This is a genomic window from Streptomyces sp. NPDC047081 (assembly GCF_040643775.1).
In the GTDB taxonomy this organism is placed as follows: domain Bacteria; phylum Actinomycetota; class Actinomycetes; order Streptomycetales; family Streptomycetaceae; genus Streptomyces.
The window spans coordinates 89,145-113,848 of sequence record NZ_JBEYUY010000029.1 but is presented as its reverse complement, the minus strand read 5'-3'; the positions used below and the strand labels follow the sequence as shown (position 1 = coordinate 113,848).

Genomic DNA, 24,704 nt, shown 5'->3' with positions numbered 1-24,704 from the left:
AAGGGCGTAGTGCAAGCGGACGCGACAGAAGCGGACGTATCGGAAACGGTCGTACTAGAGCGAGCCCTTGCGGGAGAGCTGGTTGAAGGCGAGCCAGCCCGGGAGGACGGGCAGCCACAGCGTCAGCAGACGGAACAGCAGGACGGCGGGGGCCGCGACCTCCTTGGGGAGGCCGACGGCGATCAGACCGACCGTCAGGGTCGCCTCGACCGCGCCGACGCCGCCCGGGGTCGGGGCCGCCGAACCGAGCGCGTTGCCCGCGAGGAAGACGACCGCGACGCTGGCGATGCTCAGCGAGGTCCCCTGCTGGCCGAACGCGCGGATCGAGGCGTCCAGGCACATCACGAAGCAGGCGGTCAGCAGGAGCATGCCGCCGATGCCGGTGACCAGTTTCTGCGGCCGCTGCAGCACGTCCAGCATGCGCGGCACGACACCGGCGAAGAGCGAGCGCACGCGCGTGACGACGAATTTCCGCAGGAACGGCACCGAGGTGACCACCAGGACGAGCACCGCCACCGTCAGCAGGCCCGCGATGACCGTCCGGGACGGCGACAGCGATGGCGTCTTCTCGGTGCCGGTCAGATAGCCGAAGGACAGCAGCATCAGGATGTGGCAGCCGAGCCCGAAGAGCTGCGAGGCGCCGACGCTCGCGACCGCGAGGCCGGGACGCACCCCGGAGCGCTGCAGGAAGCGCGTGTTGAGCGCGACACCGCCCACCGCCGCCGGCGCGACGATCTTGACGAACGACCCGGCCACCTGCGCCGCCACCGTCCGCAGGAACGGCACCCGCTCGGGCACGAACCCCAGCAGCGCCATCGCCGCCGCGAAGTAGCTGGCCGCCGAGAACGCCACGGCCGCCAGCACCCAGCCCCACTGGGCGTTCTCGATCAGCGGCCCGAACTCGATGTGGGTGAGCTGCGTCAGCAGGAAGTACGCGCCGATCGCGCCCGCGATGAAACTGATCAGCGTCCGCGGCCGCACCCGCTCGAGGCGGGCCGGCTCGACCGGTGCCTGCGGCCGGATCAGCAGCACCTGGTGCCGGATCTGCGTGAGCAGATCCTCCTCGCGCGCCTCGTCGAGTGCCTCGTCGATGGCCCGCTTCTCGGCCCGCTGCTCGGCCCGTACGGCCTTCTTGTCGGGCTTTTCGAGTACGGGCTTGGTGTCGTCGTCCCCGGCCGCCTCCAGGCGGGCCTGCTTGGCCTGCCGGGACGCCTCCAGGACCGCCTCCCGCTCCCGCTGGGCGCGTTCCCGGGCCAGCTTGCGCAGGGTCGCGCGGGAGGTGCGGCTGAGCGCGATGGGCTGCAGCATCGGCAGACAGTCGGCCACCGCGTCCGGGCCGAGCACGCCCACCGCCGACGCCACCGCGCGCTCCGCGCCCACCCGCAGGCCGAGCGTCACCAGGAGCTGCGAGACGTCCATGCGCAGCAGCAGATCACCGGCCGCGATCTCACCGACGCGCAGGTCGGTCAGGATGACCGTGCCGGAACGATCCACCAGAATCGCGTCACCGACCAGCCTGCGATGCGCGATCCGGCGGGACTGCAGCGCACGCACCTGGTGCCAGGTGTCGTGCAGCAGCTCGTCGGTGATCTGGTCGTCCGAGAGGGAGTCGAGGGTGCGCCCGCCGGTGTGCTCGTAGACGAGCATGACGGCGTCGGGGCCGAGCTCGGAGGTCGCGATCAGCTTGGGCGCGTTGGCGCCAGCCGCGATGGCCGCGTACGCGAGCAGCGCCTCCTGCTCCAGGGCCTGGCGCAGCGACTGGAGGCTGCTGCGGGTCGCGAAGCCGCGCAGGGTCAGATTCCGCCATGCGCGGTAGAAGAACCCCTGCGCCTGCTGCTCCCGGTCGACCACCGTGACGTCCAGCGGCGGGCCGTCCTCCAGGGTGACGAAGTAGCGCCGGCCGCGGTCGCCCGTCTCCGGGTTCTCCGGCATCTCCTCGCGCGCGGCGCTCACCGGGCGGAAGCCGACGTGCCTGAGGCCCGCCATCAGGGTCCGCCCGGTCGGACGGACGTTGGGGGAGCCCACCGCGTACAGCGTGCCGTACGCCACGCTCCAGCCGATCAGCACCGTCAGGATGATCGAGAACGGCGTGGTGTAGCCGGTGACGAGCATCGAGAACGCGTCCAGGAGCAGCACGATCCACAGCACCGCGCGCCAGCGCGGTCGCCGGGACATGCCGACGGCCGTCATGTACGCGATGACCGGGGCGAGATAGCCGTGCACCGGATCGGTCAGCGCGTGGATGTCGCCGGGGGAGGGCTGGGTGAGCGCCTCCTGGATAGAGTCGGGGGCGGCCTTGGCGACCCACAGGTCCGTCGCCAGGGTCACGCCGTGCGCGAGGACCGCCGCGAGCACGCCGTCGGCGATGCGCAGCCCGTCGCGCTTGATCAGCCGCTCGATCGCGAACGCGACCGGCACCAGCAGGATCGCGATGCTGGAGGCCAGGCCGGCGATCTTGATCAGCAGGTCGGGCGCCTGTCCGGTGCCCTTGTTGATGTCCTGTTCGAGCCCCGAGGTGGTGCCGTGCGCGAACGCGGCGATCGCCAGCAGTACGACGATCGCCAGCAGGCCCACCAGGAGGCGCATCAGGTCGGAAGGGCGGTGCACGCGCGCGGGGAGCAGCGGTTCGTCGCCCTCGACCTCGTCGGCGTGCGCCTCGTCGAGGCACTCCGCGTCGTCCTTGTGCGCGTCCTCCGCGCGCGTGTCGGCCGCAGCCTTCTCGGGGGTCTCCGTGTCCTCTCCGCCGGTGTCCGGGCGCGACGAAGCGTCAGACGCGCTCTGCGCGTCCTCTGGGTGCACACCCTGCTGCTTCATCGTCTCTTCTTGATCTCGTATCACCGGTCACCGCCCGCACGATGGTGGCATGCCCCACCGACACACGGGGGCATCAGGGTGGAAAGGCGGGGGCGCACAGTCTGCCCGAAGCGCCGCCCCGGGGCGAGGGATACGCACGGTGGCGGGCCCGTCACACTGTCGGTGGCGTGCGGCAGGATGGGGCGGATGAGCGAGGAGAGCCTGCCGCCCGAGGACCGCCCCGACGCGCTGCCCGAGTACGCCGAGCGCGTCCTGGAGGTCGCCGAACTGATCCCGCCCGGGCGTGTCATGACGTACGGGGACGTGGCCGAATGGCTGGAGGAGGGCGGTCCGCGGCAGGTCGGCCGGGTGATGGCCCTCTATGGCGGCGCCGTCCCCTGGTGGCGTGTCGTCCGCTCGGACGGCGTCCTGCTCCCGGGGCACGAACTGAGGGCGCTCGACCACTACCGCGCCGAGGGCACGCCCCTGAAGGAGGCGAGCCGGGCCGCCGAGGGCCATCTGCCGCGCCTCGACATGAGGCGGGCGCGCTGGGACGGCGGCGGACGCGCTGAGGGTCACACCTGACAGCTTCCGCCATACGGCGGTCCCGTGTGTGGCCTGTGCTCCGTACGGGGGAACAGGGGCACGTCCGTGGCATGCCGTACGTTCGTGAGGCGAGGGGCCCGCGTGCCGCGAGTGCCGTGAGGGCGGGAAGAGATGGAGGGGAAGAAGGGGAAGCCCTGCTTCCGCAACACCCGTCGGCGTAGCGTCGGCTGCACGAGTCCCCCTCACCCCCAGATCACCGCCCTGCACGCGCGGTGGTCCGACAACCAGTACGACCACCAGGACCGGCGAACCACGTGAGCTCCTCTTCCTCCACCAGGCGCCTGCCGCACCCCCAGGTGCGGCAGGGGAACCGTGGCGCTTACCGACTGGTCCGTACCCCGCCGACCCGACCGGATCCCCCTCGTCTGGACGCCGCACAGCGCTCCGTGGTTGACCACAAGGGTGGTCCGCTGCTCGTCCTCGCAGGTCCGGGCACCGGAAAGACCACCACGCTCGTCGAGTCGGTGGCGGCGCGGATCGCCCGCGGCGGGGATCCCGAGCGCATCCTGGTGCTGACGTTCAGCCGCAAGGCGGCCGTCGAGCTGCGCGACCGCATGGCGCTGCGTGTGGGGGCGGCCCGCGCGCCCCGGGCGACGACGTTCCACTCGTTCTGCTACGCCCTGGTCCGCGCCCACCAGGACAGCGATCTGTTCGTGGAGCCACTGCGGCTGCTGTCCGGCCCCGAGCAGGACGTCGCCGTCCGTGAACTGCTCGCCGGGCAGCCCGACCTGGAGCGGCTCGGCCTCGCGCACGTGCGCTGGCCGGACGAACTGCGCGCGTGCCTGACCACCCGCGGCTTCGCCGACGAGGTCCGCGCGGTTCTTGCCCGCAGCCGTGAACTGGGCCTGGACCCGGGCGCCCTGGACGCCTTCGCGCGCGGCATCGGCCGGCCCGACTGGCGCGCGGCGGCCGCCTTCCTCGCCGAGTACCTCGACGTCCTCGACCTCCAGGGCGTCCTCGACTACGCGGAACTGGTCCACCGCGCGGTCCTCCTCGCCCGCCGCCCCGAGGTCGCCGAGAAGCTCGCCGCTCAGTACGACGCCGTACTCGTGGACGAGTACCAGGACACGGACGCGGCGCAGGTACGGCTGCTGCACGCGCTCGCGGGCGGGGGCCGCACCCTGGTCGCGTACGGCGACCCGGACCAGTCGATCTACGCGTTCCGGGGCGCCGACGTGAACGGCATCCTGGAGTTCCCGCACGCCTTTCCGCGCGCGGACGGCCGTCCGGCGCCCGTGGAGGTCCTGCGCACCTCCCGCCGCTCCGGCGCCGCGCTGCTGGCCGGGACCCGGCTGCTCACCCAGCGCATGCCGCTGACCCGGCTCCCGGCGGAGAAGGTACGCGCGCACCGCGAGCTCGCGCCCGTGCGGGACGGCGGACGTATCGAGGTGTACACGTACCCGACGGCCGGCACGGAGCTGGACAACATCGCCGACATCCTGCGCCGCGCGCACCTGGAGGACGGCGTCCCCTGGCGCGAGATGGCCGTCCTGGTGCGCGCCGGATCCCGGACGATCCCGACGGTACGCCGCGCGCTCACGGCCGCGGGCGTCCCCCTCGACATAGACGGCGACGACTTGCCGTTGCGCCACGAACCGGCGGTCGCGCCCTTGCTGACGGCCCTACGGGCGGTGGCCACGGCGGAGGCGGCCGACGGAGACCCACGCGCGCGTGGCGAGGCGGCGGAGGTGGCGCCGACGGCCGAGGGAGAGGAAGGCGCGCCGGAGGGCGGCCAAGGCGGCGCGGCTGAGGCGCCGGAGGGCGGGGAACGTGACGCGGCTGAGGCGTTCGGCGACGGCGAGCGTGACGCGGCTGAGGCGCTGAACGGGGGCGAACATGGCGCGGCTGAGGCGCCGGGCGGTGAGCGTGACGCGGTTGAGCCAGTGGACGGCGGCGAAGGCGGCGCGGCCGATGCGGTGGCCTCCTGCTGGCTCGACACCGAGACCGCCCTCACGCTGCTCGCCTCACCCCTCGGCGGCATGGACGCGGCCGATCTGCGGCGGCTCGGACGGGCCCTGCGGGACGAGGAGCGGGCCGCCGGGAACGCTCTGCCGCCGCCCTCGGACGAGTTGCTCGCGCGGGCGCTGGCCGAGCCCGAGCGGCTGGCCGTGCACGACCCCGCGTACGCGCGTGGCGCCCAGCGGCTCGGCGCGCTGCTGCGCAAGGCCCGTGAGCGCCTCGCGGGCGGCGGTACGGCCGAGGAGGCGCTGTGGGAGCTGTGGGACGGCACGCCCTGGCCCGGGCGCCTGGAGCGGTCCGCCCGGCGCGGCGGCGCGGCAGGGCGCAACGCCGACCGCGATCTGGACGCCGTGTGCGCGCTGTTCGCGACCGCCGCGCGCGCGGAGGAGCGCACCGGCGGCCGGGGCGCCCTCAACTTCCTGGAGGAGATCGACGCCGAGGACATCGCCGCCGACATCCTCGCCCGGCGTGCCGTACGCCCCGACGCCGTACGCCTGATGACCGCGCACCGCTCCAAGGGCCTGGAGTGGCGCCTGGTCGTCGTCGCCGGCGTCCAGGAGGGCCTGTGGCCCGATCTGCGGCGCCGCGGCTCCCTCCTTGAGGCGGACCGCATCGGCCGCGACGGACTCGCCGAACCGCTCACCCCGGGAGCACTGCTCGCCGAGGAGCGCCGCCTGTTCTACGTCGCCGCCACGCGCGCGCGTGAACGGCTCGTCGTCACCGCCGTGAAGGCCCCCGCCGACGACGGCGACCAGCCTTCCCGCTTCCTCACCGAACTCGGCGTCGAACCCAAGGACGTCACGGGCCGCCCCCGCCGGCCGCTGTCCGTCGCCGCGCTCGTCGCCGAATTGCGCGCCGCGACCGTCGATCCGCGCGTCTCCGACACCCTCAGGGAGGCCGCCGCGCACCGGCTGGCCCGGCTCGCCGCGCTCGCCGACGAGGACGGCCGCCCGCTCGTCCCGTCGGCCCACCCCTACCGCTGGTGGGGCATGTGGGACCCGACCGAGTCCAAGGTGCCGCTGCGCAACCGCGACCAGCCCGTCGTGCTCTCCGGCAGTGCCCTCGACCAGCTCGCCAACACCTGCGCCCTGCAGTGGTTCCTGGGCCGCGAGGTGAAGGCCGACGCGCCCGCCACGGCCGCCCAGGGCTTCGGCAACGTGGTGCACGTCCTCGCCGACGAGGTCGCCTCCGGGCACACCCCGGCCGACCTCGCCGTCCTCATGGAGCGCCTCGACTCCGTGTGGAACGCGCTCGCCTTCGACGCGCCCTGGAAGTCGGCGCAGGAGAAGGAGAACGCGCGCGTGGCGCTCGAACGCTTCCTGAAGTGGCACGTCATGGACCGCACCGGACGCACGCCGGTCGCCAGCGAGCACGACTTCGACGTAACCCTCGAAGCGGGTGACTACGAGGTGCGCATCCGCGGCCAGATGGACCGCGTCGAGGCGGACGGCGACGGCCGCGCCTATGTCGTCGACTTCAAGACCGGCAAACAGGCGCCCACCGCGCGCGAGGTGGAGCACCATCCGCAACTCGCGGTCTACCAGCTCGCCGTCCGCGAGGGCGCCGTCGACGAGGCCTTCGACGGGGTGCGCCCCGAGCCGGGCGGTGCCGAACTGGTCCAGCTGCGCCAGGGCGCGGCCCAGCGCGACGGCGGCGAGACACTGCCCAAGGTGCAGGCCCAGGAGCCGCTGGAGGGCGAGTGGGTCGGCGACCTGCTGGCGACGGCGGCCGGCAAGGTTCTCGACGAACGGTTCACCCCGACCGCCGGACAACACTGCACACACTGCGCGTTCCGGGCGTCCTGCAGCGCCCGGCCCGAGGGGCGGCACGTGGTCGAGTGACCCGGGTGAGCGACGACACCACCCGTGCTGACCTGCGCTTCTCCTCACCCCGAGGCCGATCTGTCCGCCGCTGTCAGTGGTCGCCGCTAGCCTCTCTGACGTGCCGCCTCGTATCACCGATCCCGATCAGCTCAAGGAGCTCCTCGGGATCCCGTTCACCCCGGAGCAGACGGCCTGCATCGTCGCGCCGCCCGCCCCGCAGGTGATCGTGGCCGGAGCCGGCTCGGGCAAGACCACGGTGATGGCGGCACGCGTGGTGTGGCTGGTCGGCACCGGCCAGGTCGCCCCCGAACAGGTCCTAGGCCTCACCTTCACCAACAAGGCGGCCGGCGAACTCGCCGAGCGCGTCCGCAAGGCGCTCATCAGGGCCGGCGTCACCGACCCCGACGTCATCGACCCGGACAACCCGCCGGGCGAGCCGGTGATCTCGACGTACCACGCCTTCGCGGGCCGCCTGCTGACCGACCACGGCCTGCGCATCGGCCTCGAACCCACCTCCCGGCTGCTCGCCGACGCCACCCGCTACCAACTCGCCGCGCGCGTCCTGCGGGAGTCCCCGGGCCCCTACCCCGCCCTCACCCGCTCCTTCGCCGACCTGGTCAGCGACCTGCTCGCCCTCGACGCCGAACTCGCCGAGCACCTCGTACGACCCGAGGACCTGCGCCGGTACGACGCCGGGCTGCTGCGCACCCTGGAGGGCGCCAAGCTCACCAACGCCGATCTGCGCAAGGTCCCCGAGGCGGCGGCGGCCCGGCGTGAACTCGCCGACCTGGTGGTGCGTTACCGGGCCGCCAAGCGCGAGCGCGATCTGCTCGACTTCGGCGACCAGATCGCCCTGTCCGCGCAGCTCGCGCAGATCCCCGAGGTCGGCCGCATCCTGCGCGACGAGTTCCGCGTGGTCCTGCTCGACGAGTACCAGGACACCTCGGTGGCCCAACGCATCCTCCTGGCGGGCCTGTTCGGCGGCGGCACGGGCCACCCCGTGACCGCGGTCGGCGACCCCTGCCAGGCGATCTACGGCTGGCGCGGCGCCTCCGTCGCCAACCTGGACGACTTCCCGGAGCACTTCGCGCACCCCGACGGGCGCCCGGCCACCCGGCAGGCGCTCAGCGAGAACCGCCGCAGCGGCGGCCGCCTCCTCGACCTCGCCAACGGCCTCGCCGAGCCCCTGCGCGCCATGCACGCGGGCGTGGAGGCCCTCCGCCCGGCCCCCGGCGCCGAGCGCGACGGCACGGTCCGCTGCGCGCTGCTGACCACCCACGCCGAGGAGATCGAGTGGCTCGCCGACTCGATCGCCCACCTGGTGAACACCGGCAGGGCACCCGGCGAGATCGCCGTCCTGTGCCGTACGGCGACCGACTTCGCGGAGATCCAGGGCGCGCTCGTCGCCCGCGATGTCCCCGTCGAGGTCGTCGGCCTGTCCGGGCTGCTGCACCTGCCGGAGATCGCCGACCTCGTCGCCGTCTGCGAGGTCCTCCAGGATCCCGGAGCCAACGCCTCCCTGGTCCGCCTGCTCACCGGCCCGCGCTGGCGCATCGGCCCGCGCGACCTCGCCCTGCTGGGCCGGCGCGCCCGGCGACTCGTCGCCCACGCGCGCGTGGAGGGCGACGAGGACCGGGACCGCAGGCTCGCGGAGGCCGTCGAGGGGGTCGACCCGTCCGAGGTGATATCGCTGGCGGACGCCCTCGACACCTTCCTGGAGCTGCCGCTCGACGCCGATCAGGAGGACGACGGGCTGCCGTTCTCGCCGGACGCGCGCGTGCGGTTCGCCCGCCTGGCCACCGAACTGCGCGACCTGCGCCGGTCGTTGTCCGATCCCCTGATGGACGTCCTGCACCGCGTCCTCGCCGTCACCGGCCTGGAGGTGGAACTGTCGGCGTCCCCGCACGCGCTGGCCGCCCGCCGCCGCGAGACCCTGTCCAACTTCCTGGACATCGCCGCCTCCTTCGCCGCCGGCGACGGCGAGGCGACCCTGCTCGCCTTCCTGGGGTTCCTGCGCACCGCCGCCCAGTACGAGAAGGGCCTCGACAACGCGCTGCCGGGCGGCGAGAACACCGTCAAGGTCCTCACCGCGCACAAGTCCAAGGGCCTCGAATGGGACGTCGTCGCCGTCCCCGGACTGGTCACCGGCACCTTCCCCAGCACCCAGGGCCGCGAGAAGTGGACCGCCCAGGGCAAGGTGCTGCCGCACGAGCTGCGCGGCGACGCCGACACCCTGCCCGACGTCGAGGCCTGGGACTCACGCGGCCTGAAGGCCTTCCAGGAGGCCATGAAGGAACACCAGCACACCGAGGAACTCCGCCTCGGTTACGTCACCTTCACCCGCCCCCGCTCCCTCCTCCTGGGCTCCGGCCACTGGTGGGGCCCCACCCAGAAGAAGCCGCGCGGCCCGTCCGGCTTCCTGCTGGACCTGTACGAGCACTGCGAGCGGGGTTACGGCGAGATCGAGGCCTGGGCGGACGAGCCGGCCGAGGACGAGGAGAACCCGGCCCTGCACGCGGCGAGCGCCGACCAGGTCTGGCCCCTGCCCCTGGACGAGGCGTCCCTCGCCCGCCGCCGGGCCGCCGCCGAAACCGTCCTTGCCCACCTGGAGGACCTCGCCTCCCACCAGGACGGCGAACCCGCGGCCGTACACGACCCGGACGACCACGAGGACCCCGAGTGGCCTCCCCCGCCGGACGACGAGGAGCCAGCGTACGAGGACGAGGAACTGCCGGACGACGAGGACCCGTTCGCGGAGGGCGAGCCGGACGACTGGGACACCTGGTCGACGGACCGCCCGAGCGTGCCGCACCAGGCGGCGTCTGCGGAGGGCGGTGAGGAGACGGGCGTACGCGCGCGTGCCGGCACCGGTCGCACCCCGGGGGACAGGCCCGCGTACTCACGCCTCACCCCGGAGGAGGCCCGCACCCTCGCCTCCTGGGACCGTGACCTCGACGCCCTCACCGGTGAGCTCCTACGTGCGCGTGAAGCCGTCACGGACGTGCCGCTGCCCGCCGCCCTCACCGCCTCACAGGTGCTGCGGCTGGCCGCCGACCCGGACGGGTTCGCGCAGGAGCTCGCCCGCCCCATGCCGCGCCCCCCGCAGCCGGCCGCGCGCCGGGGCACCCGGTTCCACGCCTGGGTCGAGGCCCGCTTCGAAGAGCTGACCCTGCCCGTGCTGGAGCCGGAGGAGCTGCCCGGCAGCGAGGCCGAGATCGCCGACGAGCGTGACCTGGAGGCCCTCAAGGACGCCTTCGAACGCACCGAGTACGCACACCGCACGCCCCACCGAGTCGAGGCGCCCTTCCAGCTCGCCATCGCCGGCCGCGTGGTCCGGGGCCGGATCGACGCCGTCTACAAGGAGGGCGACGGCGACGGGACGACGTACGAGATCGTGGACTGGAAGACCAACCGCACGCGCACCGCCGACCCGCTCCAGCTCGCCCTCTACCGGCTCGCCTGGGCCGAGCAGCAGGGTGTTCCCCTGGACTCCGTCAACGCCGCGTTCCTGTACGTACGTACTGGTGAGGTTGTACGACCGGAGGGCCTGCCGGACCGGGCGGCGCTGGAGCGGCTGCTGCTGGGGGAGCCGAACGCACAAGCAAACTGTGAGGAACCGCCCACCGAGGATGTCGGTGCGGGCCGATAGGCTCGTGACCATGAGCCATCCCGTTGACAGCGTCGTCAGCGCCGTCCGTACGTACATCGATCAGTACCGCGCCGTCTTCCTCGACGACCTCGCCGAGTGGCTGCGCATCCCGTCCGTGTCGGCCCAGCCCGACCACGCCGCCGACGTACGCCGCAGCGCCGACTGGCTCGCCGCCAAGCTCCGGGAGACAGGCTTCCCGACCAGCGAGGTCTGGGACACCCCGGGCGCCCCGGCCGTGTTCGCCGAGTGGCCCGCCGCCGACCCCGAGGCGCCGACGGTCCTGGTCTACGGCCATCACGACGTACAGCCCGCCGCCCGCGAGGACGGCTGGGACAGCGAACCCTTCGAGCCCGTCGTCCGCGAGAACCGCCTCCACGCGCGCGGGGCGGCCGACGACAAGGGCCAGGTGTTCTTCCACACACTCGGCGTCCGAGCCCACCTCGCCGCCACCGGCCGCACCGCCCCCGCCGTCAACCTCAAGCTGCTGATCGAGGGCGAGGAGGAGTCCGGCTCCCCGCACTTCCGCGCACTGGTCGAGCAGCACGCCGACCGGCTCGCCGCCGACGCCGTGATCGTCTCCGACACCGGCATGTGGTCCGAGGACACCCCCACGGTGTGCACCGGCATGCGCGGCCTCGCGGAGTGCGAGATCACGCTGCACGGCCCCGACCAGGACATCCACTCCGGTTCCTTCGGCGGCGCCGTGCCCAACCCGGCGACCGCGGCCGCCCGCCTGGTCGCCGCCCTGCACGACGAGCACGCACGCGTGGCGGTCCCCGGCTTCTACGACGGCATCGTCGAGCTCACCGACCGCGAGCGCGAACTCTTCGCCGAGCTGCCCTTCGACGAGCAGCAGTGGCTTCGCACCGCCAGGTCGTACGCCGCCCAGGGCGAGGCCGGGCACAGCACCCTCGAGCGCATCTGGGCCCGTCCCACCGCCGAGGTCAACGGCATCGGCGGCGGCTACCAGGGCCCCGGCAGCAAGACGATCATCCCGTCCTCGGCGATGGTGAAGCTCTCGTTCCGGCTCGTCGCCGGCCAGGATCCGGACCGCGTCGAGAAGGCCGTCCGCGCGTGGGCCGCCGAGCAGGTGCCCGCCGGGATCCGGCACGAGATCACGTTCGGTGCCGCCACGCGCCCGTGCCTGACGCCGCTGGACCACCCGGCCCTGCAGTCCGTCGTCCGCGCCATGGGCCTCGCCTTCGACAAGCCGGTGCGCTTCACGCGCGAGGGCGGCTCCGGCCCTGCCGCCGACCTCCAGGAGGTACTGGGTGCCCCGGTGCTCTTCCTGGGCATCTCCGTGCCCTCCGACGGCTGGCACGCGCCGAACGAGAAGGTCGAGCTCGACCTGCTGCTCAAGGGCGTCGAGACCACCGCGTACCTGTGGGGCGACCTCGCGGAGAACTGGCGCCATGCGCCCTGAGCGCCCGGCGCCGTCCGGAGCGGCAGCGCGCGGGGAGCACACTGGAAGGGCCGCCCCGCACCGCCCGACCCCACCGGACCCGGCCGCCTCCCACCGCACGTCCCGCCGAACCGCCCGCCGAAACAATCCGTTCCACTGGGGGAGTTGGAAGCACCCGTGACCACCTGGACCGACCACACCGCCGACCGCCCCATCTCGCTCACCGCCCCCAGCGGCATCGACCGCGCCGCCCACCACCGCCTCGACGAGGCCTGGCTCGCGGCGGCTTGGAGCCACCCCACGACGCGCTGCTTCGTGGTCTCCGGCGGCCAGGTCCTCATCGACGAGACGGCCGACGGCCGTACCGAACTCGTCATGACGCCCTCGTTCGAAGCCCCCTTGACCGAGGCGCACCGCTACTTCCTGGGCACCGACGAGGACGGCGTCAGCTACTTCGCCCTCCAGAAGGACGCGCTGCCCGGCCGCATCGACCAGTCCGCGCGCGCGGCGGGCCTGCGCGAGGCCGGACTGCTCCTCTCGGCCCGTGACGTCGGCCTCATGGTGCACGCGGTCGGCCTGGAGAACTGGCAGCGCACCCACCGCTTCTGCTCCCGCTGCGGCGAGCGCACGGTGATCGCGGCGGCCGGCCACATCCGCCGCTGCCCCGCCTGCGGCGCCGAGCACTACCCGCGCACCGACCCCGCCGTGATCATGGCCGTCACCGACGCCGACGACCGCATCCTGCTCGGCCGGCAGGTCCACTGGCCCGAGGGACGCTTCTCGACGCTGGCCGGCTTCGTCGAGCCCGGCGAGTCCATCGAGCAGGCGGTGCGCCGTGAGGTCTTCGAGGAGGCCGGCATCGCGGTCGGCCAGGTCGAGTACGTCGCCAGCCAGCCCTGGCCGTTCCCGTCCAGCCTGATGCTCGGCTTCATGGCCCACGCCACCTCGACCGAGATCAACGTCGACGGCGACGAGATCCACGAGGCCCGCTGGTTCTCCCGCGACGAGCTGGGCGCCGCCTTCGAGTCCGGCGAGGTCCTGCCGCCCTACGGCATCTCCATCGCGGCCCGTCTGATCGAGATGTGGTACGGCAAGCCGCTGCCGACGCGAAGCTTCGTCTGAGGGCTCGCACCACAAGCGAGAAGGCGGTCCCTGAGTTGAACTCAGGGACCGCCTTCCGGGTGAAACCGCGGAGCGACTACACGCCGATCTTCTGCTTCACCTGCGCCAGCGACGGGTTCGTGAGCGTCGAACCGTCGGCGAACAGCACGGTCGGCACCGTCTGGTTTCCGCCATTCGCCTTCTCCACGAACGCCGCGGACTCCGGGTCCTGCTCGATGTTGATCTCGTTGTACGTGATGCCCTCGCGGTCCATCTGGCTCTTCAGCCGGCGGCAGTAGCCGCACCACGTGGTGCTGTACATCGTCACAGTGCCCGGCATGTCTCTCGCTCTCCTCAGCTGCTGGGGGATCGGTCCTCGCAGTCAGGGAACGTACTTGAAAGAGCCACCATTCCCACACGCGGTGCCCCACCCGACGTGACGCCTGCCGCATTGGTACGACTAATGGTGCCTGCCTGTGGACAAGCGCCGCTCCCGTCTCCGGCGACCTGGCAGCATGGCCGTGTGACAGCAGCAACGCACTCCACGCTCTTCCCGCAGGTTCCGGCATCGGCCGACGCGGTGCTCGAGGGGCTCGACCCCGAGCAGCGCGCCGTGGCCACCGCCCTGCGCGGCCCGGTGTGCGTGCTGGCGGGCGCCGGCACGGGCAAGACCCGGGCGATCACCCACCGGATCGCCTACGGGGTGCGGGCCGGGATCCTCCAGCCCTCCAGCGTGCTGGCCGTCACGTTCACCAACCGCGCCGCCGGAGAGATGCGCGGCCGGCTGCGGCAGCTCGGCGCCGCCGGTGTCCAGGCCCGTACGTTCCACTCCGCGGCCCTGCGCCAGCTCCAGTACTTCTGGCCGAAAGCGGTCGGCGGCTCCATGCCCCGGCTCGTCGACCGCAAGATCCAGCTCGTCGCCGACGCGGCCGCCGCCTGCCGTATCCGCCTCGACCGGGGTGAGCTGCGGGACGTCACCGCCGAGATCGAGTGGTCCAAGGTCACCCAGACCGTCCCCGCCGACTACACCGCGGCCGCCGCCAAGGCCGGCCGTGAGGCCCCCCGCGACCCGGCCGAGATCGCCCAGCTCTACTCCGTCTACGAGGACCTCAAGCGGGACCGCTCCGTCATCGACTTCGAGGACGTCCTGCTGCTGACCGTGGCCGTCCTGCAGGACCGCCACGACATCGCCGAACAGGTCCGCGCCCAGTACCAGCACTTCGTCGTCGACGAGTACCAGGACGTCAGCCCGCTCCAGCAGCGTCTGCTGGACCTGTGGCTCGGCGAGCGGGACAACCTCTGCGTGGTCGGTGACGCCAGCCAGACGATCTACTCGTTCACCGGCGCGACCCCCGACCACCTGCTCGACTTCCGCACCCGCCACCCCGGCGCCACCGTCGTCAAGCTGGTCCGCGACTACCGCTCCACCCCCCAGGTCGTCCACCTCGCCAACGGCCTCCTCGCCCAGGCCCGCGGCCGCGCCGCCGACCACCGCCTGGAGCTGGTCTCCCAGCGCGCCGCGGGCCCCGAACCCGGCTACACCGAGTACGTCGACGAGCCGGCCGAGGCCGAGGGCGCGGCCCGCCGCATCCGCGAGCTCATCGACGCGGGCGTCCCGGCGGCCGAGATCGCCATCCTGTTCCGCACGAACGCCCAGTCCGAGACCTACGAGCAGGCCCTCGCCGACGCCGGGGTGCCCTACCAACTGCGCGGCGCCGAGCGGTTCTTCGACCGGCCCGAGGTACGCAGGGCGATCGTCGCCCTGCGCGGCTCGGCCCGCTTCGGCGGCAACAACTCCCTGCTCGACGACGCCGTCGACCTGCCCTCCCAGGTCCGCGCCGTGCTGTCGGGGGAGGGCTGGACATCGCAGCCCCCGGCCGGGTCCGGCGCGGTCAGAGAGCGCTGGGAGTCGCTGGCCGCCCTGGTGAACCTCGCGCAGGACTTCACCGCCGCCAAGCCCGGCGCCACCCTCGGCGACCTCGTCGCCGAGCTCGACGAGCGGGCGAACGCGCAGCACGCCCCGACGGTCCAGGGCGTCACCCTGGCCTCCCTGCACTCGGCCAAGGGCCTGGAGTGGGACGTCGTCTTCCTGGTCGGTGTCGCCGAGGGCATGATGCCGATCACCTACGCGAAGACCGACGAACAGATCGAGGAGGAGCGCCGCCTCCTGTACGTCGGCGTCACCCGCGCCCGTGAGCGCCTCCATGTCTCCTGGTCCCTGTCCCGCTCGCCCGGCGGCCGCCCCAACCGCCGCCCGAGCCGCTTCCTGGACGGGCTGCGTCCCGGCTCCACCGCCACCGTCGGCCGCGGCGCGGCGGCGGGCCCCGGCGGGGTCGAGCGCGGCTTCGCCGGGAGACCGGACGTCGTCCCGCGGCGCACCCAGCGCAGCCCGGCCCGCTGCCGGGTGTGCGGGCGGACGCTCACCGACGCCGGTGAGATGAAGCTGATGCGCTGCGAGGACTGCCCGTCCGACATGGACGAGGGCCTGTACGAGCGGTTGCGCGAGTGGCGGGCGGACCAGGCGCGGCGCAGCGGGCAGCCGGCCTTCTGCGTCTTCACCGACAAGACGCTGATGGCGATCGCCGAGGCCGTCCCCGACGACGAGCACGAGCTGGCCCGGATCCCCGGCGTCGGAGCGCGCAAGTTCAACCGCTACGGGGCCGATGTGCTGGCCATCTGCGCAGGCCGGGACGTCGGGGAGGACGACGAGGAGGGCTGAGGGAAACTCGTCGAAAAAATAGTTTGCGCATGCCCCAGCAATCCCCATAGGTTCTTAGCCACGGGGACGGAGGCCTTCTCGGAGGCCCCGATTCCGTGTTCTACTTGCATTTCCGTCGGGCTGGTTCATCCCAGTCCCCTTAGACGCCGAGAGGAGGCGAGTCCAGTGATCAGCATCAAGAAGAGCTCCATCAGCACCGTCAAAATGACCGATCGCTCGGTCGTCGCCTCCCTGTGCATGCTCGGCGCCTCCATCCCGGGCACCGGTCTGTCCGGCATTCGTGCCGTCCGGCCGGCGTCCTCCGTGTCTCTCGCGGGTCTTCCCGTTCGTGAGCGCAATGAGCGACCGACGAAGGCACTGGAAGCAGTAGCGGCACAGGCGCAGGCCTATGCCTTTACGGCGGCTGGTGCCGGAAACCGGAAGCAGACGACGCAGCACCACCTGATGTGGGCCTTCCGTGGGCCAGAACCCTGGAGTGATCCAGCCTGATCAATCAGGCCGGCGCCTTCAGGGCCGCGGAACCCCATCCGGGATCCGCGGCCCTTCTGTTTGTCCCACCACCGGGACGGACGGGCGAAGGGGCCTCGGGACAAGAAAAGAACCCGGTACCAGCCGCCACCCGGTCCAACAGGACCGGAACGACCAGACGAGGAAGACGAACCGTGCAACTCGAAGCGCACGCCCCGTCCGTACCGCCTTCCGAAACGATCCCCCCGCCCGGCCTCACGGAGGACTCCGCCTTGATCCCGCTCACCGCGCTCACCGCGCTCGACGACGCCATCGAGAACCTCGGCGTACCCGTCCCCTGCCGTTCCTACGACCCGGAGGTCTTCTTCGCCGAGTCGCCGGCCGACGTCGAGTACGCCAAGTCCCTCTGCCGCACCTGCCCGCTGATCGAGGCCTGCCTCGCCGGCGCCAAGGAGCGGCGTGAGCCCTGGGGCGTCTGGGGTGGCGAGCTGTTCGTCCAGGGTGTCGTCGTCGCCCGGAAGCGGCCGCGTGGTCGCCCGCGCAAGAACCCGGTCACGGCATGAACACCGCAGGAACGATCGACCGCCCCCTCACGCACGACCCCAAGAAGCAGGCCCCGATGAAGCCGTCCACCAACGAGCCCGCCGGCTCCGCGATCGAAGACACCACGACTACCGGCACCGCCGGTTCACCCCAGAACAGGACCCGAGAGATGCAACTTCAACCAGAAGCCCTGGCTCGTGCGCATATGCACGACCTGCTGCACGAGGCCGAGCGGGAACGTCAGGCCGTGCGCCTGGTGACCGCCCGCCGGATGCAGCGCCGTGCGGAGCGCGCCTCGCGGCGTGCCCGCCGTGCGCTCGCCATGGCCGTCATGCAGTAACCGACCACACCTGAAGCGGTGGCCTCCCGAGCCCGGGAGGCGATAGCTCCCCGCGGGGGCCGGTCCGTCCGAACGGACCGGCCCCCGCGGGGCGTTGTGCCCGCGCGGGCGCCGACCTCGGCGTATCGTCGCCGCGTGACGAGTCTTTCCGGAGGCAGTGACGACGGCGGCTCCCCGGCGGAGCCCCAGCCCCTGGTGTGTGCACGCTGCGGCACTCGCGCCGAGGGTCCGCAACCCACCTGGATCTGCTCCGTGGAGAACGGCGTCCGCCACTACTTCTGCGACGCCTGCTCCCGGGAGAACCTCCGGGCGATCGAGGGGCGGCTCGACTCGGCCTGGTGGTAGCTCACGCCTCCGCGGCCGACTCTTCCTCCTGCGCCTCCTCCGGGACGAACCCCGGCAGCCACTCCTCCAGCTCGTCCCGCAGCCGGACCGTCGCGCCCAGCTGGCACAGCACACCGATCGTGCTCAGCGTCACCCGGTGTATCAGCAGGTAGGCCGGCGGCAGGTTCAGTTGCTTGCCCAGCTGATAGGCGGGGGAGCGGGGGTCGGCGATGCGGGCCGCCTGGCTGCGCATCCAGCCACGGGTGAAGGTGAACTCGTCGACCTGGGCCGGTTCGATGATCGGCAGGAGGTAATCGAGGACGGCGGCCGGGTCCAGCTCTATGGACTCCTTGACGAAGCCCTCCTCGCAGAGCAGCTCGTAGACCGACTCCGCCTCGCCGTCGAGGGTCATGCGCAGGGAGTCGCCGATCGTGCTCGGCAGGCCGCCCGGGAGGCGATCGACCGTGCCGAAGTCCAGGACGCCCAGCCGCCAGTCGTCCTCGCCGGCCGGACCGCCGGGCAGCAGACGGAAGTTGCCCGGGTGTGGGTCGGCGTGCAGCAGGCCGGTGCGGGCCGGGCCCGAGAAGAGGAAGCGGGCCAGCAGCTGGCCGGCGCGGTCGCGCTGCTCCGTGGTGCCGTCCGCGATGATCTCCGACAGCGGGACGCCGTCGATCCACTCGGTGACCAGCACCTGGTCGCACTGGTGGACCACGCCGGGCACCACGACGTCCGGGTCCCCGGCGAACTCCTCCGCGTGCACCTGCTGGGCCTGGGCCTCCAGGTCGTAGTCCAGCTCCTCCGAGACCCGGTCCCTGAGCTCCGCGATCAGGGGCTTGATGTCCATGCCGGGGATGAGCGGCCCCAGCAGGCGGGCGAAACGGCTCAGTTGGTTCAGGTCGGACAGCAGGGCGTCGCCCGCTCCCGGGTACTGCACCTTGACCGCCACCTCGCGGCCGTCGTGCCAGATACCGCGGTGCACCTGGCCGATGGAGGCCGCGGCGGCCGGCTTGTCCTCGAACTCGAGGAACAGCTCGTGCCAGTCTTCGCCGAGCCGCTCGGCCAGCACCGTGTGCACGGTGCGCGTCGGCATCGGCGGGGCGGCCTCCTGCAGCTTCGTCAGCGCCGCACGGTAGGGTCCGGCGACCTCCTCGGGCAGCGCCGACTCGAAGACGGACAGGGCCTGGCCGAACTTCATCGCGCCGCCCTTGAGCTCGCCGAGCACCTTGAACAGCTGCTCCGCCGTGCGCTGTTGCAGCTCGCGGCCGACGATCTCCGCGGACTCCCCGACGATCCGCTTGCCCAGTCCCCAGGTCGCCCGCCCGGCGAAGCCGAGCGGGAGCGCGGCGAGCTTGGCGGTCCGGGTGACCGCCTTGCGGGGAAGATCAGACATGCGCCCTCCAAGTCCCTGCCGGCCGCGCCGCGTCCGCCTCACGGCGTTCCTTCGACGACCGTTGCTCCTTCATTGTCTCGTGCGGCTTCCCGTCCTCATCGGCCCGTGTCCCCTTCTTACCTTTCTCCGCCGCGCCGCACGGGCATGCCGGGTGCGCCCAGACCGGTCGCGCGTGCCAGGTCAGACCAGGCAGCGACACCTCCCAGCGGGCGCCCGCGGTCGTCGGGACCCGGCCGTCCAGGAAGGCCAGCGCGTGTGCCGCTGCCAGCCCGGCGACCGTAGTGGCCAGAGTCACATCGCAGGCCCGCACCGCGCGGGACCTGCCCGAACCCGAGCGCCACTGCGCCACCAGCCGCGGCCAGGCCGGGTCCCGGTCGGTCCGCCCCTCGTGCAGACAGCCCGCGCAGCCGCTCTCGCCGGGCAGGACCAGGGGGCCGACGACTCCGGTGGCCTCCACGACACCGGCGTACAGATGGGGCGTACCCGAAGCGATGAGGGGTTCGGCGGCGGACGGTGCGGGGGCGTGGACGTCGACGTCGTCGCGGGGGGCGAGGATCACCAGCGCGAAGCCGGGGTCACCTGCCGAGGAGGATGCCACGCGGTCACGGCGTGGCGCGCGGTCCGGGGCCCAGCCGCGCGCGTTCCGCCGGGCGGCCTCGTCCCTGCGGTTCCCGACGGACTCGGCCGGCAGCCCGCCCGGGGCGACGTCCCACGGCTCGACCTCGCCGACGTCACGCACGTCGACCTCGCCGACCCCGGCGGCCGCGAGCAGCGAGGCCAGGATCGCGCCCACCCGGCCCGCGCCCCGCACCTGCACCCGCAGTGAGCGGCGGGCGGCCAGGTGCCCGATCGCGTCGCCCGGTCCCGTGGTGAGCAGGGACAGGGAGGCGAGGTCGGGGCGCAGCCGGTCCAGGACCTCCTTCTTGCCGCGCAGGGCGTCGGCGGCCGGTCCGCCTCCCCTGGCGTCGTCCAGGAGACCCGCCCGCGCCAAGCCGGCGACCAGCCCGTCGACATGACCGTCGGGCAGGTCCATCCGGTGCGCCTCCTCCCGCAGCAGCGGCAGTCCCCGGGTGCCGTTGAGGAGGTCGAGGAAGCTGCCCGTCGCCGGGTCCATCGGACCGAGTGTCATCGCGTGCGCCGGAGTCATCCCGAACTGCACGGTGTTGAGGTCACGCCAGCCACGCCGGAGCGCGGGCTTCACCAGCGGAGCGATCGGCGCCGACGGATGCGCCAGGCCGCCGGCCGCGTCCTCGACATCCGCCGCACTTCTCGCACGGACGGCGCTCCCCGCACGCTTCCCCTCAGCGCTCCCGGCACCCTTCGCGCTCCCCGAACCCTTCGCGTTCGCCGCGTCCTTCGCGCACCCCGTGTCCATCACAGGCCCCCGTAGCCCTCGTAGAACATCCCGTCCGCCGAGGGAGCCCGCTCACGGCGGGTCGGGTCGATGGTCGGTCGACGCCCGTCGCGGTCCCCCGGCGGGATCCAGCATGCCCGGACCCGTCGGCGGACGCCGAAAGTTGTCCACAGGCCGTGGGTATTCGTCGTACAAATCAGACGCTCGGAGGGGGATCGGCACGGAACCGTCCCGGAGTCGGGACTTCCCGCGTGTGCAGCGGGTAACGTCGGGGCGTGCCCGCCGATCCACTGCACAGCGCCGGAATGCCACAGCGCAGCACGACGAGCCAGCCGCCGAGCGGCTCGGGGGCGAGCGCGATCGAGGTCCGCAGGAGCGCCCGGCGACGCCGGACGGTATCCGCGTACCGCGAGGGCGATCGCACCGTCGTACTCATCCCTGCCCGGATGTCCGAGGCGGAGGAGCAGCGCTGGGTCACCGTCATGCTCGACAAACTCGCCGCCCAGGAGAGCAAACGGGTCCTCGGCGACGCCGAGCTGGCGGAGCGGGCCGAGCGGCTGTCGGCGCAGTACTTCGACGGGCGGGCGCGGCCCACCTCGGTGCGGTGGGTCACCAACCAGAACACGCGCTGGGGCTCCTGCACCCCCGCCGAGGGCAGCATCCGGCTGTCGCACCGGCTGCAGGGGATGCCCGAGTACGTCGTCGACTACGTCCTCGTCCACGAGCTGGCGCATCTGCTCGTGCCCGGACACGGGCCCCGTTTCTGGCGGCTCCTGGAGGCGTATCCGCGGACCGAGCGGGCCCGTGGCTACCTCGAAGGAGTGGTCGCCGCCGAGCGGTTGCCGCATCTGCCGGGCGCGCGCGGCGAGTGACGGCCGAGCCCGGTGTTGTGTACCGGGTCTGTACCGACTTCTTCCGGTGTCGGAGTTTGCCGTTAGCCTGGCGCGACGCACTCGCATTCGGGATGGGGGACGGTCGTTACGCATGGCCAGGGAATTCCAACGCGGCCACAAGGCCAGGATCAGTGACCTCACCGCGGGCACCGATCTGTACGTAGGCGTGCAGATCAGCGGCCCCGGACTGACCTTCGACATCAGCTGCTTCGGCCTCGACGCCGACGAACGGCTCTCGGACGACAGTTACTTCGTCTTCTTCAACCAGCCGAAGACCCCTGAGGAGTCGATTCAGCTCCTGGGCGCCCAGGCAGGCGACACGGAGTCCTTCCGGGTCACGCTCGACCGGATCCCGGCGAAGATCCAGAAGCTGTCGTTCACGGCGACGCTCGACGGCGCCGGACAGATGTCGCAGATCGCCCCCGGGTACATCCGCATCGTCGCGGGCGGCGAGGAGGTGGCCCGGTACTCCTTCAACGGTTCGGAGTTCACGACCGAACGGGCCGTGATGCTGGGCGACTTCTACCTGAAGGACGTGTGGCGGTTCGCCGCCGTCGGCCAGGGCTTCGACGGCGGACTGGAGGCGCTGCTGAAGAACTTCGGCGGCGAGGTGATGGAGGAGGAGGCCCCCGCGGCACCCGCTCCGCAGCAGCCGCAGACCGGCGCCGCCCCCAGCTTCGCCCCGCCCGCCCAGGCCACCGCGCCGCCCTCGTTCGGAGCGCCGGCAGCGCCCGCGCCCGCGCCGCCGGCCCCCGCGCCCGCCCCTCAGGGCTTCGCGCCGCCCCCGGGACAGACCCCGCCCCCGGCGCCCGCCCCGGCTCCCGCGCCGAACGTGCACGCCGCGCCCACCATCGTCGCGCCCATGACCCCGCCCGGCGGCGCCCCGGTGCCGCCCCCGGGACCGCCGCCCGGCTACGGCCAGCCGCCGCAGCAGCCGTACGGCCAGCCCGGCGGCCAGAGCGCCCCGCCGCCGCCCGGCTACGGCCAGCCCCCGCAGGCCCCCCAGGCCCCGCACGCCCCGACGGCGCCGCCCGGATACGGCCAGCCGCCTCAGCCCCCCGGCTACGGTCAGCAGCCGCCCCTCGGGCAGGTCCCGGGGCAGCAGCAGGGCTACGGCGTTCCGCAGGGCGCTCCCCAGGGCGGTGCCGGTGTCGGTGCCGCGCTGCAGAAGTTCAAGGAGACGCCCACCGGGCAGCGCTGGACGCAGCAGAACAAGAAGCTCATCCGTGTCGACCTCGGCATCGGCGGCCAGCCCGTGCTCGCCCGGCAGGGCAGCATGGTGCTCTACCAGGGCAAGGTCGACTTCAGCTACAAGGGCGCCGGGTTCGCCGGCCGGATCGTGGGCAACGCGACCGGCCAGGAGATGCAGCTGATGCGCTGCACCGGCCAGGGCCAGGTGTTCCTCGCCGAGAACTCCACCCATCTGCACCCGGTCGAACTCCAGGGCGACGCGATCTGCGTCTCCGCGGAGAACGTCCTCGCCTTCGACGAGAGCCTCCAGTACGAGGTCCGCCGCATCGAGGGCCACGGCATCCCCGGGGGCGCGCTGTTCACGATGCAGTTCCAGGGGACCGGCACGATCGTCGTCAAGACGCACGGCACGCCTGTCGTGCTGCCGGTCACGCCGACCACCTTCGCCGACTGCAACGCCGTCGTGGCCTGGTCGGCCGCCTCCCAGGTGATCGTCTCCAGCCAGGTCCGGATGCGCCGCAACGCCTACCCGGGCGACACCGGGGAGAGCGTCAACCTTCAGTTCCGGGGCGCGCCCGGCAACTTCATCGTCGTCCAGCCGTACGAGGTCTGAGGGAGCCCGTCATGAACCAGCCGCTCGCGGGCTACGCTCCCGCACCCGTCACCGCCCGCATGGAGAACCACGGCAACAACATGCTGAAGGTCGCCATGCAGACCGGAAACGACCTCCTCGCGCGCGTGGGGTCGATGGTCGCCTACGAAGGCTTCATCCAGTACGAGCCCAACCCGCCGGCCGTGCGCCAGATCGCCCGCGACTGGATGACCGGCGAGGGCGCGCCCCTGATGAAGTGCTCCGGCGACGGCCTGCTCTACCTCGCCGACTACGGCGCCGACGTCGTCGTGATCAACCTCAACGGCGACGGCATCTCCGTCAACGCCACCAACCTGCTCGCCTTCGACGCGTCCCTCACCTGGGGCGTCGAGCGGGTCAAGGGCCTCGCGAAGTTCGCCGGTCAGGGCCTGTGGAACACCAAGATCTCCGGGAACGGCTGGGTCGCGCTGACCTCCCGGGGCAAGCCGATCGTCGTCGACTGCGGCGGTGGCGAGGACGAGACGTACGTCGACCCGGACGCGCTCGTCGCCTGGTCCCCGAACCTCAAGGTGAAGGGCAAGCGCAGCTTCAAGGCGCAGTCGCTGATCGGCCGCGGCAGCGGCGAGGCCTACCAGATGGCCTTCTCCGGTCAGGGCATCGTCGTCGTCCAGCCCAGCGAGGACAGCACCGACCGCCTGCGGTTCCGGGGCTGAGGGGGAGCCAGAACGCCATGCAGAGTCCGCTTTTCGCCTTCAACGACTCGCAGTCCCAGGACCGCTACAGCCTGCAGAACAAGCAGATGCTGCGGGTCAACCTGGAGGGTCACGACGACATCCTGGCCCGCAAGGGCACGATGGTCGCCTACCAGGGGCTCGTCGAGTTCGACGCGGAGTACCAGAGCACCCAGCAGGCCTACGCGCGTGCGGCCACCGGCGAGGGCCTCAGCCTGATGCGCTGCCACGGGCAGGGCACGGTCTTCTTCGCCAACCTCGCCCAGCACATCCATGTGGTGGACGTGGAGCAGGACGGCCTCACCGTCGACAGCAGCTACGTCCTCGCGATGGACTCCTCGCTGCACCACGAGGTCATCGCCGTCGACAGCCAGTACGGCATCTCCGGCTCCGGCAAGTACCAGCTCAACATCACCGGCCGCGGCAAGGTCGCCCTGATGACCTCGGGCGCGCCGCTGATGATGCAGGTGACGCCCGACAAGTACGTCAACTGCGACGCCGACGCGATCGTCGCCTGGTCGACCGGGCTGCGCGTCCAGATGCAGGCACAGACGCACTCCTCCGGGGTGTGGCGGCGCCGCGGCAACACCGGTGAGGGCTGGGAGCTCAGCTTCATGGGCAGCGGTTATGCGCTGGTCCAGCCCAGCGAACTGCTGCCGCCGCAGCACGCCCAGATCGGTTCGGGCCTCGCCGCGCAGTTCGGCATGGGGCAGCAGGGGGTGCGGGCGCAGAACCAGGGGAACGTCTGGAGCTGAGCGTCCGGTAAGCCGACGTAAGGGGCGCCCGCAATTGCGGGCGCCCCTTACACGTCCCATGCTCAGAGCCG

At 72.5% G+C, this 24,704-nt stretch carries 18 protein-coding genes; 14 read left to right on the top strand and 4 right to left on the bottom strand.

Going from position 1 to position 24,704, the window contains the following annotated elements; translation table 11 throughout:
• Positions 1–54: 54 nt before the first annotated feature.
• Positions 55–2,814: a lysylphosphatidylglycerol synthase transmembrane domain-containing protein gene (locus tag ABZ848_RS39390; protein WP_360839826.1), complete on the bottom strand. Its 2,760-nt coding sequence runs from the start codon at positions 2,812–2,814 to the stop codon at positions 55–57.
• A gap of 186 nt (positions 2,815–3,000) precedes the next feature.
• Here ABZ848_RS39390 and ABZ848_RS39385 point away from each other — a divergent pair, with 186 nt between their 5' ends.
• The 5 genes from ABZ848_RS39385 to nudC all read left to right on the top strand — a co-directional run bounded on the left by ABZ848_RS39385 (position 3,001) and on the right by nudC (position 13,354).
• Entirely contained in the window at positions 3,001–3,378 is a 378-nt protein-coding gene (locus tag ABZ848_RS39385) for an MGMT family protein (protein ID WP_360839825.1), read from the top strand.
• Positions 3,379–3,653: 275 nt separating this feature from the next.
• Complete coding sequence (locus ABZ848_RS39380) at positions 3,654–7,199, top strand: ATP-dependent DNA helicase (protein WP_360839824.1); 3,546 nt, start codon at positions 3,654–3,656, stop codon at positions 7,197–7,199.
• Between the two features lie 100 nt (positions 7,200–7,299).
• Complete coding sequence (locus ABZ848_RS39375; RefSeq protein ID WP_360839822.1) at positions 7,300–10,830, top strand: ATP-dependent DNA helicase; 3,531 nt, start codon at positions 7,300–7,302, stop codon at positions 10,828–10,830.
• Positions 10,831–10,840: 10 nt separating this feature from the next.
• Complete coding sequence (locus ABZ848_RS39370; protein ID WP_360839821.1) at positions 10,841–12,253, top strand: dipeptidase; 1,413 nt, start codon at positions 10,841–10,843, stop codon at positions 12,251–12,253.
• 156 nt (positions 12,254–12,409) lie between these two features.
• A complete protein-coding gene (gene nudC, locus ABZ848_RS39365) occupies positions 12,410–13,354 on the top strand; it encodes an NAD(+) diphosphatase (RefSeq protein ID WP_360839819.1) in 945 nt (314 codons plus the stop codon).
• 76 nt (positions 13,355–13,430) lie between these two features.
• Here the strand turns inward: nudC and ABZ848_RS39360 are convergent, their stop codons facing one another.
• Positions 13,431–13,673: a mycoredoxin gene (locus ABZ848_RS39360; protein ID WP_360839817.1), complete on the bottom strand. Its 243-nt coding sequence runs from the start codon at positions 13,671–13,673 to the stop codon at positions 13,431–13,433.
• A gap of 123 nt (positions 13,674–13,796) precedes the next feature.
• On the opposite strand from ABZ848_RS39360, the gene ABZ848_RS39355 reads away from it, so the two are divergent.
• From ABZ848_RS39355 to ABZ848_RS39335, 5 genes are all read left to right on the top strand, one after another.
• Positions 13,797–16,052 carry an ATP-dependent DNA helicase UvrD2 gene (locus tag ABZ848_RS39355; protein WP_360839815.1) on the top strand — a complete coding sequence of 752 codons (2,256 nt, stop codon included), beginning with the start codon at positions 13,797–13,799 and terminating at the stop codon, positions 16,050–16,052.
• Between the two features lie 165 nt (positions 16,053–16,217).
• Positions 16,218–16,541: a hypothetical protein gene (locus ABZ848_RS39350; protein WP_360839814.1), complete on the top strand. Its 324-nt coding sequence runs from the start codon at positions 16,218–16,220 to the stop codon at positions 16,539–16,541.
• Positions 16,542–16,714: 173 nt separating this feature from the next.
• Positions 16,715–17,083: a WhiB family transcriptional regulator gene (locus tag ABZ848_RS39345; protein WP_242766163.1), complete on the top strand. Its 369-nt coding sequence runs from the start codon at positions 16,715–16,717 to the stop codon at positions 17,081–17,083.
• On the top strand, positions 17,080–17,403 hold the full coding sequence (locus tag ABZ848_RS39340; RefSeq protein WP_360839812.1) for a hypothetical protein: 324 nt from the start codon (positions 17,080–17,082) through the stop codon (positions 17,401–17,403). The genes ABZ848_RS39345 and ABZ848_RS39340 overlap by 4 nt, the downstream gene beginning before the upstream one ends.
• A 135-nt stretch (positions 17,404–17,538) precedes the next feature.
• On the top strand, positions 17,539–17,748 hold the full coding sequence (locus ABZ848_RS39335; protein ID WP_360839810.1) for a hypothetical protein: 210 nt from the start codon (positions 17,539–17,541) through the stop codon (positions 17,746–17,748).
• Position 17,749: 1 nt separating this feature from the next.
• Here the strand turns inward: ABZ848_RS39335 and ABZ848_RS39330 are convergent, their stop codons facing one another.
• Positions 17,750–19,117 carry an AarF/ABC1/UbiB kinase family protein gene (locus ABZ848_RS39330; RefSeq protein ID WP_360839808.1) on the bottom strand — a complete coding sequence of 456 codons (1,368 nt, stop codon included), beginning with the start codon at positions 19,115–19,117 and terminating at the stop codon, positions 17,750–17,752.
• Positions 19,110–20,330, bottom strand: coding sequence for a TOMM precursor leader peptide-binding protein (locus tag ABZ848_RS39325; protein ID WP_360839861.1), 1,221 nt, complete (start codon positions 20,328–20,330; stop codon positions 19,110–19,112). The genes ABZ848_RS39330 and ABZ848_RS39325 overlap by 8 nt, the downstream gene beginning before the upstream one ends.
• Before the next feature lie 416 nt (positions 20,331–20,746).
• On the opposite strand from ABZ848_RS39325, the gene ABZ848_RS39320 reads away from it, so the two are divergent.
• The 4 genes from ABZ848_RS39320 to ABZ848_RS39305 all read left to right on the top strand — a co-directional run bounded on the left by ABZ848_RS39320 (position 20,747) and on the right by ABZ848_RS39305 (position 24,633).
• Complete coding sequence (locus ABZ848_RS39320; protein WP_242766167.1) at positions 20,747–21,343, top strand: M48 family metallopeptidase; 597 nt, start codon at positions 20,747–20,749, stop codon at positions 21,341–21,343.
• Between the two features lie 112 nt (positions 21,344–21,455).
• Positions 21,456–23,168 carry a TerD family protein gene (locus tag ABZ848_RS39315; protein ID WP_360839805.1) on the top strand — a complete coding sequence of 571 codons (1,713 nt, stop codon included), beginning with the start codon at positions 21,456–21,458 and terminating at the stop codon, positions 23,166–23,168.
• An 11-nt stretch (positions 23,169–23,179) separates the two neighbouring features.
• On the top strand, positions 23,180–23,860 hold the full coding sequence (locus ABZ848_RS39310) for an AIM24 family protein (RefSeq protein ID WP_242766169.1): 681 nt from the start codon (positions 23,180–23,182) through the stop codon (positions 23,858–23,860).
• 17 nt (positions 23,861–23,877) lie between these two features.
• The gene (locus ABZ848_RS39305) at positions 23,878–24,633 is read left to right on the top strand and encodes an AIM24 family protein (protein WP_360839803.1); all 756 of its coding nucleotides are present in this window, start codon (positions 23,878–23,880) and stop codon (positions 24,631–24,633) included.
• Positions 24,634–24,704: the final 71 nt, after the last annotated feature.

Excerpts from the sequence above, each read along its gene's own strand:
- ABZ848_RS39390 (WP_360839826.1), bottom strand. The coding sequence starts at position 2,814 with ATGAAGCAGCAGGGTGTGCACCCAGAGGACGCGCAGAGCGCGTCTGAC.
- ABZ848_RS39385 (WP_360839825.1), top strand. The coding sequence starts at position 3,001 with ATGAGCGAGGAGAGCCTGCCGCCCGAGGACCGCCCCGACGCGCTGCCC.
- ABZ848_RS39370 (WP_360839821.1), top strand. The coding sequence starts at position 10,841 with ATGAGCCATCCCGTTGACAGCGTCGTCAGCGCCGTCCGTACGTACATC.
- ABZ848_RS39360 (WP_360839817.1), bottom strand. The coding sequence starts at position 13,673 with ATGCCGGGCACTGTGACGATGTACAGCACCACGTGGTGCGGCTACTGC.
- ABZ848_RS39355 (WP_360839815.1), top strand. The coding sequence starts at position 13,797 with ATGGTGCCTGCCTGTGGACAAGCGCCGCTCCCGTCTCCGGCGACCTGG.
- ABZ848_RS39340 (WP_360839812.1), top strand. The coding sequence starts at position 17,080 with ATGAACACCGCAGGAACGATCGACCGCCCCCTCACGCACGACCCCAAG.
- ABZ848_RS39330 (WP_360839808.1), bottom strand. The coding sequence starts at position 19,117 with ATGTCTGATCTTCCCCGCAAGGCGGTCACCCGGACCGCCAAGCTCGCC.
- ABZ848_RS39315 (WP_360839805.1), top strand. The coding sequence starts at position 21,456 with ATGGCCAGGGAATTCCAACGCGGCCACAAGGCCAGGATCAGTGACCTC.
- ABZ848_RS39310 (WP_242766169.1), top strand. The coding sequence starts at position 23,180 with ATGAACCAGCCGCTCGCGGGCTACGCTCCCGCACCCGTCACCGCCCGC.
- ABZ848_RS39305 (WP_360839803.1), top strand. The coding sequence starts at position 23,878 with ATGCAGAGTCCGCTTTTCGCCTTCAACGACTCGCAGTCCCAGGACCGC.